Raw genomic sequence first — 13,220 nt, 5'->3', positions numbered from 1 at the left:
AAGCCGATGAAGACACCCGACTTGCGCGGCGTCACGGTCGCGACCGTGCTGCCCTTCAGGGATGACAGCTCGATCGACTGGGACGGTTATGCCCGCGTGCTCGACTATTGCGCCTGTCCGGACGGGATCGCGGCGGTGTTCGTCAACGGACATGCCGGCGAGGGCGGGTCGCTCTCGGATGATGAACGTCAGGCCGTGATCGAGCGGACGCGCGGGCAGATCGGCAGCAAGCCGCTGCTTTCAGGCATCATCGCGCATTCCACGGCGGAAGCGATCCACCAGGCGCAGCTTGCGGAAGCTGCCGGCGCCGATTGCGCCGTGTTGTTTCCGCCCGCACCGCTCGGCGGCGGTGCATCGGCGACCTCACGCGCACCGGTGGCCTTCGTGCAGGCGGTCAGTTCCGCCATCGGGATTCCCGTGTCGATCTTCCAATATCCGCTGGCGTCCGGCGTCGGCTATGCGCCGGAGACTCTGGCGAAGATTGCGGCCCTCGATAGCGTCATCGCGATCAAGGAAGGTAGCGACACCATGCTGGCCTATGACGAGAACCGTCGGGCAGTGAAGCAGGCCGATCCCTCCGTCGCGATCCTGCCGTCGAACTTCAACTGGTTCCTGCCGCAGCTGGCCGTTGGCGGCGACGGCATTCTCTCGGGTCTCGTCAGTCTCGCGCCGGATCTATTCGTCGCGCTGTGGCAGGCCTCGCTCGCCGACGATCTCAAGGCGATGCGCGCCGTCAACGAACGGCTTTATCCGGTCGTCCGGGCGGTCTATGGACCCGCGCCGATCATGGACATGCATACGCGCATGAAGGTCGGGCTCAAGGCTCTCGGCCTGATCCGTAACGCGGATCCGCGGCCGCCGCTGCTGCCAGTCTTGCCTGCGCTATGCGACGCCATTGCAACGACGGTCGATGCGGCGCGCGCGACCGGCGATATTCGTCTGGCGTGAGGGGCGTATCGATGGCCGACGAAGCCTTCATCCACATCGTGCGGGTCGACATCGATTCCGAGCATGAAGCCGCGTTCAACGCCTGGTACGAGCAGAGGCATTTTCCCGATCTGCTCGCCTGTCCCGGCTGGCTCTCCGCAAAGCGGTTCGTCTCGATCGGCGACGGGCCGAAATACGCGGCCATGTACGAGGTCGCAGGGCGCTGGGCGTTCGAGACGCCGGAGTTTCTGGAGGTGAAGGGATTCGGTCCGTTCGAATCGCTGGTGAGGAATTTTATGCGCATCCAGCTCAAGCCGATGTCGGGACCGGCCTGAGTGGGATCGAAGACGATGCCGCCTGCCGTGTTGCGAGATCCGGCCGGCCGTATCCAAGAACATAGAGAGGAATCCCGGACGAGGGACTGGTTATTGGCGTCTTACTGGAGGTATCACATGCTCTCGACACTGCTTCGCTTGGGTGCCGCTGCGGCACTCGTTCTCGCATCCGCGGCGGCCCATGCCGCCTGCACGCCCGCGATCACCGACGACAATCTGATTGCGCCCGGCAAGTTGCAGCTCTCCATCAACCCGACCAATCCGCCGCAGCAGTTCGTCGACAAGGACGGCCAGTTGCAGGGCCTCAACGTGGAACTCGCCGCCGAGCTCGGCAAACGGTTGTGTCTTCCGGTCGAACTCGTCCGGATGGATTTTCCGGCGATGATCCCGGCCATGAACGCGGGCCGCATCGATGGCATCGACACCGGCATGTTCTGGACGGAGGAACGCTCGAAGCTGATGTACATGCTGCCGTATGCCATTCAGGCCATTTCGGTCGTGGTTGCGCCCGATAGCGGCATAAAAATTGCTACCGAAAATGACCTGATCGGAAAAACGTCCGCTGTCGAGGTCAGCACCTACCAGATGAATTGGCTCAAGAAGCTCAGCGATGCGAACGTAGCGAAGGGCGGTCCTGCCATCGAGATGCGCACGTTCCCGACAGCGACCAACGTCGTGAGCGCGCTGCTCGCAGGCCAAGTCGACAATGCGCTCCTCGTTGACAGCGTGGCGCGCGATCTTGTTGGCCGCGGTCGCGTCAAGGAAGTGCTGAGCGGTCTTGGCACGGCGCGTACCACGCTCGGCTTCCGCAACAAGACGGTGGCGGATGCCATCGTCAAGGCGCTGAACGCGATGCGTGCCGATGGCAGCTACCAGGCGCTGTTCGACAAGTTCGGCCTGACCAGCATGCCGGCCGATCAGCCGCTTGCGATCGCCGGCCCCGGTCCGACCTGAGATACGGAGACGAGCCGATGAGCCATTTCAGTCCGACGGCCGCCGTCAACTACTTCTTCAATTACTTCCTGATGAAGGGTGTGCTCGTCACCATCGGACTGACAGTGGCGGCCGTCGTAGGCGGATTAATTCTCGGCATGGGCATCGCGTTGATGCGCATGTCGTCCAACCCGGTGCTGTCGGGCTTCTCGCGGCTCTACGTCTGGTTCTTCCGTGGCACGCCGCTGCTCATCCAGCTCGTGGTGATCTATAGCGGCTTGCCGCAGTTGGGAATCAAGTTCTCGGTGATCACCTGCGCGCTGGTCGGCCTGATCCTCAACGAGGCGGCCTATCTCGCCGAGATCGTGCGCAGCGGCTTCATGGCCGTATCGGCGGGACAGCGCGAAGCCGCCTGGGCGCTCAGCCTGTCGCCCTGGGTCACGTTCCGCCGTGTGACCTTGCCGCAGGCGTTCCGGCTGATGATTCCGCCGCTCGGCAACTCCATCAATTCACTGCTGAAGGCAACCTCGCTCGCGTCGGTGATCTCGGTCGAGGAGCTGATGCGGCGCAGCGACATGCTGATGCAGGAACACTTCCAGATTCTCGAAGTCTATGCGGCCGCAACGGCATATTACCTGATCCTCACCTCGGTCTGGGATGCGGTTCAGCGCCGGCTGGAGAAGCATTTTGGTCGGTCGAGCGCGGCGAAATCCAGGCGGGTCGCGGCGAGGGCGCCGGTTGCGCAAGCAAGCGTGGAGGCTCGCGCATGAGCGAGATATCGATGAATACGGCTAGTGGTGCCGAAGGCACAATGGCGCAGCCACATTTGCGCGAGGTGCCTGCGGTTCGCATGGAAGCCGTCTATAAGCACTATGGCGACTTCACCGCGTTGAACGAGGTCGATCTCAAGGTTGCCAAGGGCGAGAAGATCGTGGTCTGCGGTCCCTCCGGCTCGGGAAAGTCGACGCTCATCCGCTGCATCAACCATATCGAGAAGCACGATGAAGGCCTGATCTACGTCAACGGCATCGAGCTCGACCACCAGCGCAAGAACATCGATGCGGTCAGGCGCGACACCGGCATGGTGTTCCAGAGCTTCAACTTGTTTCCGCACATGACGGTGCTGGAGAACTGTATCCTGGCGCCAATGACCGTGAGCAGCATGTCGCAGGCGGAAGCGAAGGACCTCGCCATGCATTTCCTCACCAAGGTCCGGATTCCGGACCAGGCCGAAAAATTCCCCGGGCAGCTCTCGGGCGGCCAGCAGCAGCGTGTGGCCATCGCCCGCGCGCTTTGCATGCGGCCGAAGATCATGCTGTTCGACGAGCCGACCTCGGCGCTCGACCCCGAAATGGTCAAGGAGGTGCTGGAGACCATGAAGAAGCTCGCGGAAGAGGGCATGACCATGCTGTGCGTGACCCATGAGATGGGCTTTGCCCGCGAGGTCGCCGACCGGATCGTGTTCATGAACGAGGGGAAGGTGGTCGAGCAGGCTGCTCCGGAGGAGTTCTTCAAGCATCCGAAGTCGGAGCGGGCCAGGACGTTCCTCGACCAGATCATTCACTAGCTGATGTCAGCCGGGATGCGGACATTCAGCGACCGCCTGCGCGGCATTAATGCCGCCACGATCGTGCCGATGACGCCTGACTTTGCGATCGACGAGGTGAAGCTCGCGGCGCATCTCGCTTCGGTCACGTCCGCGCCCGGCATCAACGGGCTATTGGTCAACGGCCATGCCGGCGAAAACTTCGTGCTGTCGCTGGCCGAAAAGCGGCGCGTGGTGGAGCTGGCGCGCGAGCACGCTCCGAAGGATTGCTTAATCGTCTCCGGGGTCAATCACGAGTCGAGCCTGGAGGCCGCGCGAGAGGCGGCCACACTGGAGCAGGCCGGTGCGGACGGGCTCCTGGTATTTCCTCCCAATAGCTGGGCGCTCGGCCACGCCGACGACTGTGTCATCGAGCATCATCGGTACATCCGAGATGCGACCACCGTGCCGCTGATGCTCTACGCGGCGCCCGTCGGCGCGGGCGCCATGGCCTATGCGCCGCCGCTGCTGGCACGGCTGGCGGCCGACCCTCGGTTCGTTGCGATCAAGGAGGGCAGCTGGGAGGTTGCGACTTACGAACAGAATCTGAGGCTGATTCACAAGCTGCGGCCGGAGTTCGTCGTGCTCGGCTCCGGCGACGAGCATCTGCTGACGAGCTATATCGTCGGCTCGGCCGGCAGCCAGGTCAGCCTTGCCTGTGTCGTGCCCGAGCTTGTCGTCAGCCTCTGGAACGCGGCGGAGGCCGGCAATTGGGAGCGGGCGCGCGCCGCGCACGAGAAGCTGTATCCGCTTGCGGTTGCGATCTACCGCGATACGCCGGGAGGGCGCGCGACAGTACGGCTCAAGGCCTGCCTGAAGCTGCTCGGGCGTCTCTCATGCGATGCGGCGCGACCGCCGCAACCGCCGGCGACGCGAGGCGAGTTGCAGGCGCTTGAACAGGCGCTACGGATCGCCGGCGTGCTCTAGGCCGCGAAGAACGGATTGGCCGGTCGCGCGAGGCCGAGATGATCGCGCAACGTTGTTCCCTCATAATCCGCGCGGAACAGGCCGCGCTCCTGCAAGATAGGCACGACGAGCTCGACGAAATCCTCAAAGCCTTCGTGGAAATACGGCGGCATAACGTTGAAGCCGTCGGCGGCGTGCTCCTCGAACCAGAGCTGAAGTGTGTCGGCGATGCGCTCGGCCGAGCCGCACAGCACCCAATGGCCGCGGGCGGCGGCGGTCAGATTATAGAGATCGCGCAGTGTCATGTTCTCGCGGCGGCCCTTGGCGAGCATGACGCTGGCGAAGCTGTGATAGCTGTCCGATGGCGCGATGTCCGGGATCGGTCCGTCGAGATCGTAGGCCGACATGTCGCGGCCGAAACGATCGGACAGGATGGCGAGCGCGTTGCTGCCGCTGACAAAGCCCTGGAGTATGTTGAGCTTCTCGTACGCCTCCTTGTCGGTGCGACCGACGACGGGCATCACGCCCGGCAGCACCGTGACGTCCTCAGGCCTGCGGCCGAACGACGGCAGCCGCGTCTTCAGTGAGGTGTAGCCAGCCTTGGCCTCGTCGATGTCCTGCACCACCGAGAACACGATATCGGCGGTGCGCGCGGCGAGCGCCTGCCCGGCCTCGGAGCCGCCGGCCTGGAGCACGACGGGGCGGCCTTGCGGGCTGCGGCCAATGTTGAGCGGTCCCTTCACCTTGAAGAACGCGCCGTCATGGTCGATCGGACGGAGTTTTGCCGGGTCGATGTAGAGACCGCTGGCGCGGTCGGCGACAATGGCGTCATCCGCCCAGCCATCCCACAGGCCTTTGACGACGTCGAGGAACTCGCCGGCCATCTCGTAGCGGCGGGCGTGGTCTGGGTGGGTGGTGCCGAAATTCGCAGCTGTGGCCGGATTGGCCGTCGTCACCGCGTTCCACGCCGCGCGGCCCTTGGAAATGTGATCGAGCGAGGCGAACACGCGCGCGACCGAGAACGGATCGCTGTAGGTGGTGGAGACGGTGGCGCCGAGGCCGATATGGCTGGTCGAGGTCGCAAGCGCGGCGAGCATCGTCAGCGGTTCGAGCCGCAGCGTGTAGGAGGGATGGGCGGCGGCATCGGCATAGAGATTGTCGCCCATGAAGATCAGGTCGAACTTGCCGCGCTCGGCGGTGCGGCCGATCTCCTGGATCGCGGCAAAGTCCTGAAAGCTGTCGACCGCGCCGGGATAGCGCCAGCCCGCGACATGGCTGCCGGTGCCCAGGATGAACAGGCCGAGATGCATCTGTCGTTTCATGGTGTGTTTCCTGGCGTCACGTCCAGAACAGGATCTTGCGTTCGAGGAAACCGATCAGGCCGAAGAAGGCGAGGCTCGCCGCGGAGGCGACGAAGATCGCCGACCACACCTGGACGAAGTCGATCTGAAGCACGGCCTGGTAGATCACCCAGCCGAGACCGCCCTGGGCGCCGAGCATTTCGGTGACGATCGCCACGATCACGCTGCGCACCGTGGAGACGCGCATGCCGGCGAGCAGTAGCGGCAGCGCGGTCGGCAGCCGCAGGCGCCACAGCACGCCGAAGCGGCTGGCGCCAAAACTCTTCATGAGATCGACGGCGCGGCGATCGACACGGTCGAGTCCTGCCAGCATCGAGAGCAGGACGGTGAAGCTCACCGCCATTGCCACCATCACGATCTTCGAGCTGACACCGATGCCGAACCAGAGCAGGATCAGCGGCGAATAGCCGACCACGGGCACCGAATTGATCGCGGTGGCGAGCGGCAGGATCGCGCTACGCAACGCCGGCACCAGTGCGATGGCGACGGCGAGCCCGATACCGATCAGGCAGCCGAGTCCGTAGCCCACCAGTGCTTCAAGCAGGGTGTAGCCGGCGGCGTCAATGAGTGTTGCACGTTTCGACCATAGGCCGACGAGGATGTCACTGACCGCGGGAAGAACATAAGCGGGCAGATGCAGTCCGCGCGCCGCACCTTCCCAGCATGCGATCAGGAGGACTGCGCCCAGAATGCCGCGCTGGACGGCGAGCGAGGGCGAGGCTAGCGCGCGGCTCATTGCTCGGCGTTCCAGAACACGAGCTGCCGCTCGACCGCAGCGACCACCGCATAGAAGCCGGTGCCGAGCAGGGCCGCAGCCAGCAGGGCGGCCCAGATCGCAACGACGTTCTCGGTGAACATGGCCTGGAGCAGCAGCACCCCGAGACCGGTGGTGTCGCCGAACCATTCGCCGACGATGGCGCCGACGAGGCTCAGCGATGCGGCAAGTCTCAGCGCCACGAAGATCTGCGGTAGCGCGGTCGGAAGCTGCAAGCGCAGCAGGAGCTGGCGGTTGGAGGCGCCGAAGCTGCGCATCAGGTCGACCTGCCTGGGATCGACGGTTTCCAGGCCGAGCAGTGTGTTCACCGTCACCGGGAAGAAGGTCAGATAAAACGCGATGATCGCCTTGGCGAGCAGCGTATTGCCGAACCACAGCACCACCAGCGCGCCGAAGGCGATGACCGGAATGGTCTGCGACACCACGAAGATCGGAAAGATCATTTCGCGCAGCGCGCGGATGCGGAAGAACACGACGCCCATGAGCACGCCGAACGCGCCGCCGGACGCAAAGCCGATCAGCGTCTCGGCAAGCGTGCGCAGGAAGCCGTCGACATAGGCGCGCGGCGTGGCCGCTATCGCCAGCAGGATCGTGCTGAGGCGCGGCAGATAATAGGGCCGGATGCCGAACAGCAGCACCGCGCCTTCCCAGACCACCGCGGCGATAGCGAGGCCGAGCAGGAGCCGGATCAGCTTGCGCAGCGAATCCGGCATCGTGATCGACCGCGCGGTCGCGCGGCCGTCACCAAGCGATGTCGTCGCAGGGCTGCTCACGGCAGCCGGTCCGCCGCCGGGATGCTCTGGATGAAGCTCGCGTCATAGGCCGCAGCGAGATCGACCGGCTTGGAGATCACGCCGTACTTCAGGAAGAAGTCGTGGGCGGTCTTCACCGCGTCGGCGTCGATCCAGAACACGCCGTTCTTCGCCGCCGCGCCGGCGGTCATCAGACGCTTGACCTCGGTGAGCATGAATTCCTGCTGGGCGCGGTCGAGTGTCGGGGCTGCGGCCATCACGGTGTCGACGGCGCCCTTGGGATCGGAGAACGCATCCTTCCAGCCCTTCAGTGACGCGCGCAGGAACGCCTTGACGAGTTCCGGCTTCTCCTTGGCGGTCGCTTCGGCCACGATCAGCGTGTCGCGCGGGAAGGTGATGCCGTAATCCTCGGCGACGAAGATCTTCAGACTGTCCTTCGGCATGCGCGACTGGATGGTGTAGAACTCGTTGTAATAGGTCGCCGTGATCACGTCGACGTTGCCGTCGACGAAGGGTGTCACCGAAACCTGCTGCGGCTGGATCTTCAACTCATCCGGCTTGATGCCTTCCTTGGCCAGCATGCCGTTCAGCACATGGTTGGCGCCGGTGAACCAGGTGGTGACAGTCTTGCCCTTGAAATCCTGGATCGTCTTCACCGGCCCGTCCTTGCGGGTGACGAAGATGAAGGGGGTGATCTGGTGCGACACGCCAATGCAGACGATAGGCAGTCCCTTGTCGCGCGCCGCGAACACGCTGTCGGTGCCGCCGGACAAGCCGAACGTGTCGGCGCCGGTCGCGACCAGGTTTTCGGTCAGCAGGTTGGGCCCGCCGGGATTGATGGTGAGGTCGATGCCCTCGGCCTTGTAGTAGCCCTTGGCGGCAGCGACGTAGAAGCCGGCGAACTGGGCTTGCGGCAGCCATTTCAGACGCAGGCTAGCCTTCTGCAACTCGGCTGCGGGTGCGGCCGTGACGAGCGAGCCGGTCGCCAGTGCGATGGCGGAGAGGACGGAGAAGGCATGGCGACGGCTCAACATGGTCATACTCCAGACGGTGAAAATCAGTTGCGATAGGATGGATCGGTGCGGTCGAGCTGGCGCATCAGCGCCGGCCATTCGCGTTCGCCGGGCACGAGGATGTCGCCCTGCAATTCCCAGAACTGACGGGCGGCCTTTTCGCAGACCTCGTGCGGCGGCATCACCAGCTTGGCACCGGCTGCGGCCGCCGCCTGCATCTGGAGCTGGATCCGTGCGGCGCGCTCGAAATAATAGAGCAGCATGAAGGCCTCGCCCGGCGTCCGGCCGACGGTGAGGATGCCGTGGTTGCGCATCAGCATCACCTTGTGCGGGCCGAGATCACGCACCAGGCGGACCTGCTCGTCGAGGTCGATGGCGACGCCTTCATAATCGTGGAAGGCCTGACGGTCGTAGAAGCGCATCGCGAACTGGCTGAGCGGCAGCAGGCCCTTCTCCTGCCCGGACACTGCGACGCTGGCGTCGGAATGGGTGTGCAGCACGCAGGCCGCATCATGGTTCGAGGTGTGGATCGCGGCATGGATGACGAAGGCGGCGACGTTGACGGCCTGCGGCGTGTCGTCGAGCTTGTTGCCCTTGATGTCGATCTTCACCAGGCTCGACGCCGTGATCTCGTCGAACAGCAGGCCATACGGATTGATCAGGAACTGATCGTCATGGCCGGGCACGCGCGCGGAGATGTGGTTGTAGATCAGATCGTCCATGCCGAGCTTGGCGACCATGCGATAGCAGGCTGCAAGCTTGATGCGGGCGTCCCACTCGGCCGGATTGATCCCGCGCGGCGCGGGCTCTCTCGCTGACATCGCATTCATTGCGGCTTCTCCTGCGCGATGGAGGATTGGAACGACTTCATGCTCTCCTCCTCGATCGCGTCGAGCAGCGTGCGCTTGAGGCGCACGAATTCGGAGGAGGTGACGATCTCGGGCTTGCGCGGGCGCGGGAGATCGACGACCTGCTCGAGCTTCACGGAGCCGGGTCGCGCGGTCATCACCAGCACGCGGTCGCCGAGGAAGATCGCCTCGTCGACGTCATGGGTGATGAAGAGGATGGTGCGACGGTATTTCTGCCAGACATCGAGCAGCCAGCGCTGCATCATCGCCCGCGTCAGCGCGTCGAGCGCGCCGAATGGCTCGTCCAGCAGCATCAGGTCGCGCTCGAACAGGAAGGTGCGCATCAGGGCGACGCGCTGGCGCATACCGCCCGACAATTGATTGGGATATTGCTTCTCGAAGCCGGCGAGCCCGAACTCGGGCAGCATCTTCAGCGCCTTGGCGCGCGCCTGTTCGCGCGGCATGCCCTCGACCTCGAGCGCGAGGATGGCGTTGTCCACCACATTGCGCCAGGGAAACAGCAAATCGCGCTGCGGCATGAAGGAGACGCGGCCGAGCAGGTCGGCGGCATGGCAGCTCTTGCCTTCAAAGCGCAGGATGCCGCCGGCATCAGGCTCTTCGAGGCCGGCGACGATATTGAAGAGGGTACTCTTGCCGCAGCCGCTCGGGCCGACGACGGTGACGAACTCGCCGGGGGCGACGCTCGCCTCAAGTCCCGACAGCGCAGCGACCGCGCCAAAAGTCTTGTTGATCGCGCGCAGTTCGAGCAGCGGCTCAGGCTTCGGGTGGGCCTGCGGGGCTTCGGTGGCCGGTCCGGGATTGGGGAGGCGGGCAGCCTGCACCGGGATGTCCTTGTATAATGGCGGCGGCCATTCGCATACGAAAGCGGACCGCGTTGAAATCTCTTAGCAACTCGTGTGCCAGTGCGATTTACGGGCAAATCAGGCATAAGATTTGCGAGACCGACGGGAATAGGTCGGAGTCGTGCGCGCCTACGAGACAAAATCAGTCGTTTCTCTGGAAGCCGGATGCCGTCTTGTATACTTATAGCTGGATCGGAGAAACATAGTGGCGGATATTGGTGCACATGTTGGAGGCAAGCGCGTGAAAAACGTGCAGGAGTCCCTGGCCCCGAGCCCCGGCATGACGCTCGCCGAAAGCCTGCGCCTGAAGCTCGAAGGGGCGATTGCGGCGGGGCACCTCGAGCCGGGCAGCCGGCTCGATGAGCAGGAGATCGCCCAGCGCTTCGGCGTCTCGCGTACACCGGTGCGGGAGGCGTTCCGCCTGATGGCCGCCAACAATCTGGTCGAGCTGCGCGGCCGGCAGGGCGCGACCGTCCGCAGCATCAAGGCCCAGGCGCTGATCGAGATGTTCCAGGTCATGGCGGAGCTGGAGGGGCTTTGTGCAAGGCTCGCCGCAAGACGTGTCTCCCAGGCTTGGGGGACTGAAATTGGCGAGATTCACCAGCGGCTTGTAGCAGCAGGCGAAACCGGTGACATCGACGTTTTCTACGACATCAACCAGGAATTCCACGAAGCGATCTACGAGGCCTCGCGCAACACTTTCCTCGCCGACCAGACCCGCAAGCTGCGCAACCAGGTGGCCGCCTATCGCCGCCGGGTGACGCGCATGCCGAACCGGATCGCAGATACTGTCCGCGAGCATGAAGCGATCATGCAGGCGATCCTGGCCCACGATCCGGAGCGGGCCCACAGCACCATGCGGGACCACGTCAACCTGCTCGGTGACAACCTCCTGGACTTCCTCGCCGCCTTCGAATGACGCCCGATGCCGCTTGGTATGCAAATTGCTAGACCTTGTATAGCTAGCTTGCATCCTGGAGACCCGGAGTGGACCTGAAGCTGACGAACAAGACCGCCCTGATCACCGGTGCGTCGAAAGGAATTGGACTTGCGGTGGCCGAGCTCTTCGCCGGGGAGGGGTGCCATCTGCATCTGGCCGCCCGCAATGGCGAGGCGATGCTCGAGGCCAAGAAGCAGCTCGAAGCGCGCCATGGCGTGAAGATCACGATCCACGCGCTTGATCTGTCGAGCACGGCTGCGATGGAAAAGCTCGCTGCCGAAGTCGGCGATATCGACATCCTCATCAACAATGCCGGCGACATCCCGGCGGGTTCGCTGGAAATCCTCGACGACGCCGCCTGGCGGCGCGGCTTCGATCTCAAGGTGTTCGGCTACATCACGCTGTCGCGTCTCTATTATCCTCGCATGAAGGGCAAGGACGGCGTCATCATCAACATCATCGGCAATTCCGGTGAGAACTGGGACGCTAGCTACATCGCGGGTTCGACCGGCAACGCGGCGCTGATGTCCTTCACCAAGGCGCTCGGCGGCCGCAGCCTCGATCACGGTGTACGCGTAGTCGCGGTCAATCCGGGCCCGGTTGCCACCGATCGAATGCTCAAGATTATGAAGCGCAAGGCGATCGACATGCTCGGCGACGAAAGCCGCTGGGAGGAGCTGTTCGACAAATACCCGGGCAAGCGGCCGGCGACGTCGGAGGAGGTCGCCGATCTCGTCGCCTTCCTGTCTTCGCCGCGGTCCGGCTACATCACCGGCACGGTGGTGACGATCGATGGCGGCATTGCCGCGCGCGGCTCGGTGATCTGAGGCATTGATGTCGAAGCCTCAATCCGCGGCGCTGGTCCGCAACCGCTATTTCGACGAGCTCTCGGCGACGCCGGGACTCTTCTGGCTCGGTCAGAACACCAACCATATCGAGAGCCATCCCGCCGTGCGCGAGGCGATGCTGCGCTCGATCGAGGCGGGCGAGTTCAACGCCTATGCCCCGCCGCTCGGCTTCGAGGCGCTGCGCGCAGCGATCGTCGCCGATCTCGGTGTGCCCGGCGCAGAAGCGCTGGTGACCGAGGGCGGCGTCAACGCGCTGGCGATGATTTGCCGCGCGCGCTGCAAGCCGGGCACAACGTTGGTGACGACCGATCCGACCTGGAAATGGCCGTGCCTGTTCGCGCGCCAGCAGGGCGCCGAGGTGATCGAGATTCCGATCTACGATCCGGCCTGCAATTATCGCCTGACGCCTGAGGCGCTGAAGGCGAATGTCGACGAACGCACCGCGATCATCTATCTCGTCGATCCCAACAATCCGCTCGGCATTCGCTACACCCGCGAAGAGATCGAGAGCTTTGCCGCGATCGCGCGCGATTGCGGCGCGCTACTGGTGCACGACTGCACCTACCGCGATTTCGCCGATGGTCACACGCCGGCGCTTCACGTGGCCCCCAAGGGCTCGGTGGTCTCGACCAGCTTTTCGAAATGGCTTGGCCTCGCAGGTCTGCGGATCGGCGCTCTCGTTGCCGCACCTGATCTGTTCGAGGAGTTCGCGCAGACCTCCACGAGCGTGCTCGGCGCGAGCGTCATCGCCCAGCGCGCGGCGCAGGCGGGGCTGTCGGTCAAGACCGAATGGATGAAAAAGGTCCGCAGCACCGACCGGGCAAACAAGGCGATGATCCAGGAGGCGGCTGCCGCGATCGAGGGATTGGCGCTGCCGATCATGCCCTCGCACGGAAACTTTCTGGTGCTGGAGACCATCGCGGCAGGCATCCGTCCTGAGGCGCTGGTCGAGTGCTATCGCCGGCAGGGCATCATGATCCGGCAGGGCACCTACCACACCCAGCGCTTCGGCGACCGTTTCGTCAAGATCAGCACCTCGGTGCCGCAGGCCTGGGCCGAGAAGTTTTGCACGCTGCTGCCGGAGATGGTCGCGCAGGCGCGCACGCTCAACGACCTGCCGCCGCAATTCTAGGG

15 protein-coding genes are annotated in these 13,220 nt (G+C 64.2%); 9 read left to right on the top strand and 6 right to left on the bottom strand.

The genetic code is table 11. From position 1 onward, the window contains the following. The first annotated feature begins 6 nt into the window (after nucleotides 1-6). The 6 genes from AC0L3A_RS07635 to AC0L3A_RS07610 all read left to right on the top strand — a co-directional run bounded on the left by AC0L3A_RS07635 (nucleotide 7) and on the right by AC0L3A_RS07610 (nucleotide 4,707). Entirely contained in the window at nucleotides 7-948 is a 942-nt protein-coding gene (locus tag AC0L3A_RS07635) for a dihydrodipicolinate synthase family protein (protein WP_473253951.1), read from the top strand. 11 nt (nucleotides 949-959) lie between these two features. Continuing rightward, entirely contained in the window at nucleotides 960-1,262 is a 303-nt protein-coding gene (locus tag AC0L3A_RS07630) for a hypothetical protein (protein ID WP_473253950.1), read from the top strand. A 117-nt stretch (nucleotides 1,263-1,379) separates the two neighbouring features. Further along, nucleotides 1,380-2,216 (top strand): ABC transporter substrate-binding protein, encoded by an 837-nt coding sequence (locus tag AC0L3A_RS07625; RefSeq protein ID WP_473253949.1) that lies wholly within the window; start codon nucleotides 1,380-1,382, stop codon nucleotides 2,214-2,216. Nucleotides 2,217-2,233: 17 nt separating this feature from the next. Next, on the top strand, nucleotides 2,234-2,965 hold the full coding sequence (locus tag AC0L3A_RS07620; RefSeq protein ID WP_473253948.1) for an amino acid ABC transporter permease: 732 nt from the start codon (nucleotides 2,234-2,236) through the stop codon (nucleotides 2,963-2,965). Then, nucleotides 2,962-3,762: an amino acid ABC transporter ATP-binding protein gene (locus AC0L3A_RS07615; protein ID WP_473253947.1), complete on the top strand. Its 801-nt coding sequence runs from the start codon at nucleotides 2,962-2,964 to the stop codon at nucleotides 3,760-3,762. Before AC0L3A_RS07620 ends, AC0L3A_RS07615 begins: the two co-directional genes overlap by 4 nt. A 15-nt stretch (nucleotides 3,763-3,777) precedes the next feature. Continuing rightward, a complete protein-coding gene (locus AC0L3A_RS07610) occupies nucleotides 3,778-4,707 on the top strand; it encodes a dihydrodipicolinate synthase family protein (RefSeq protein WP_473253946.1) in 930 nt (309 codons plus the stop codon). Here the strand turns inward: AC0L3A_RS07610 and AC0L3A_RS07605 are convergent. Genes AC0L3A_RS07605 through AC0L3A_RS07580 form a run of 6 tightly spaced genes read right to left on the bottom strand, consistent with a single transcriptional unit; the run spans nucleotide 4,704 to nucleotide 10,277 of the window. Continuing rightward, nucleotides 4,704-6,008: an LLM class flavin-dependent oxidoreductase gene (locus tag AC0L3A_RS07605; protein WP_473253945.1), complete on the bottom strand. Its 1,305-nt coding sequence runs from the start codon at nucleotides 6,006-6,008 to the stop codon at nucleotides 4,704-4,706. The two genes, AC0L3A_RS07610 and AC0L3A_RS07605, sit on opposite strands and share 4 nt — an antisense overlap. A 16-nt stretch (nucleotides 6,009-6,024) precedes the next feature. Continuing rightward, nucleotides 6,025-6,783, bottom strand: coding sequence for an ABC transporter permease (locus tag AC0L3A_RS07600; protein ID WP_473253944.1), 759 nt, complete (start codon nucleotides 6,781-6,783; stop codon nucleotides 6,025-6,027). After that, entirely contained in the window at nucleotides 6,780-7,595 is an 816-nt protein-coding gene (locus AC0L3A_RS07595; protein WP_473253943.1) for an ABC transporter permease, read from the bottom strand. Before AC0L3A_RS07595 ends, AC0L3A_RS07600 begins: the two co-directional genes overlap by 4 nt. After that, the gene (locus tag AC0L3A_RS07590; protein WP_473253942.1) at nucleotides 7,592-8,608 is read right to left on the bottom strand and encodes an ABC transporter substrate-binding protein; all 1,017 of its coding nucleotides are present in this window, start codon (nucleotides 8,606-8,608) and stop codon (nucleotides 7,592-7,594) included. The genes AC0L3A_RS07595 and AC0L3A_RS07590 overlap by 4 nt, the downstream gene beginning before the upstream one ends. A gap of 23 nt (nucleotides 8,609-8,631) precedes the next feature. Beyond that, on the bottom strand, nucleotides 8,632-9,417 hold the full coding sequence (locus AC0L3A_RS07585) for a class II aldolase/adducin family protein (protein ID WP_473253941.1): 786 nt from the start codon (nucleotides 9,415-9,417) through the stop codon (nucleotides 8,632-8,634). Further along, nucleotides 9,414-10,277, bottom strand: a complete 864-nt coding sequence (locus AC0L3A_RS07580) for an ABC transporter ATP-binding protein (protein WP_473253940.1) — start codon at nucleotides 10,275-10,277, stop codon at nucleotides 9,414-9,416. The genes AC0L3A_RS07585 and AC0L3A_RS07580 overlap by 4 nt, the downstream gene beginning before the upstream one ends. Nucleotides 10,278-10,503: 226 nt before the next feature. Here AC0L3A_RS07580 and AC0L3A_RS07575 point away from each other — a divergent pair, with 226 nt between their 5' ends. From AC0L3A_RS07575 to AC0L3A_RS07565, 3 genes are all read left to right on the top strand, one after another. Beyond that, nucleotides 10,504-11,217, top strand: coding sequence for a GntR family transcriptional regulator (locus AC0L3A_RS07575; protein WP_473253939.1), 714 nt, complete (start codon nucleotides 10,504-10,506; stop codon nucleotides 11,215-11,217). A 68-nt stretch (nucleotides 11,218-11,285) separates the two neighbouring features. Then, complete coding sequence (locus AC0L3A_RS07570; RefSeq protein WP_473253938.1) at nucleotides 11,286-12,065, top strand: SDR family oxidoreductase; 780 nt, start codon at nucleotides 11,286-11,288, stop codon at nucleotides 12,063-12,065. Nucleotides 12,066-12,072: 7 nt separating this feature from the next. Then, complete coding sequence (locus tag AC0L3A_RS07565) at nucleotides 12,073-13,218, top strand: pyridoxal phosphate-dependent aminotransferase (protein ID WP_473253937.1); 1,146 nt, start codon at nucleotides 12,073-12,075, stop codon at nucleotides 13,216-13,218. The last annotated feature ends 2 nt before the right edge of the window (nucleotides 13,219-13,220 follow it).

The organism is Bradyrhizobium sp. MI1.3, assembly GCF_055811695.1.
This window is presented reverse-complemented; position numbering and strand designations above follow the sequence as displayed.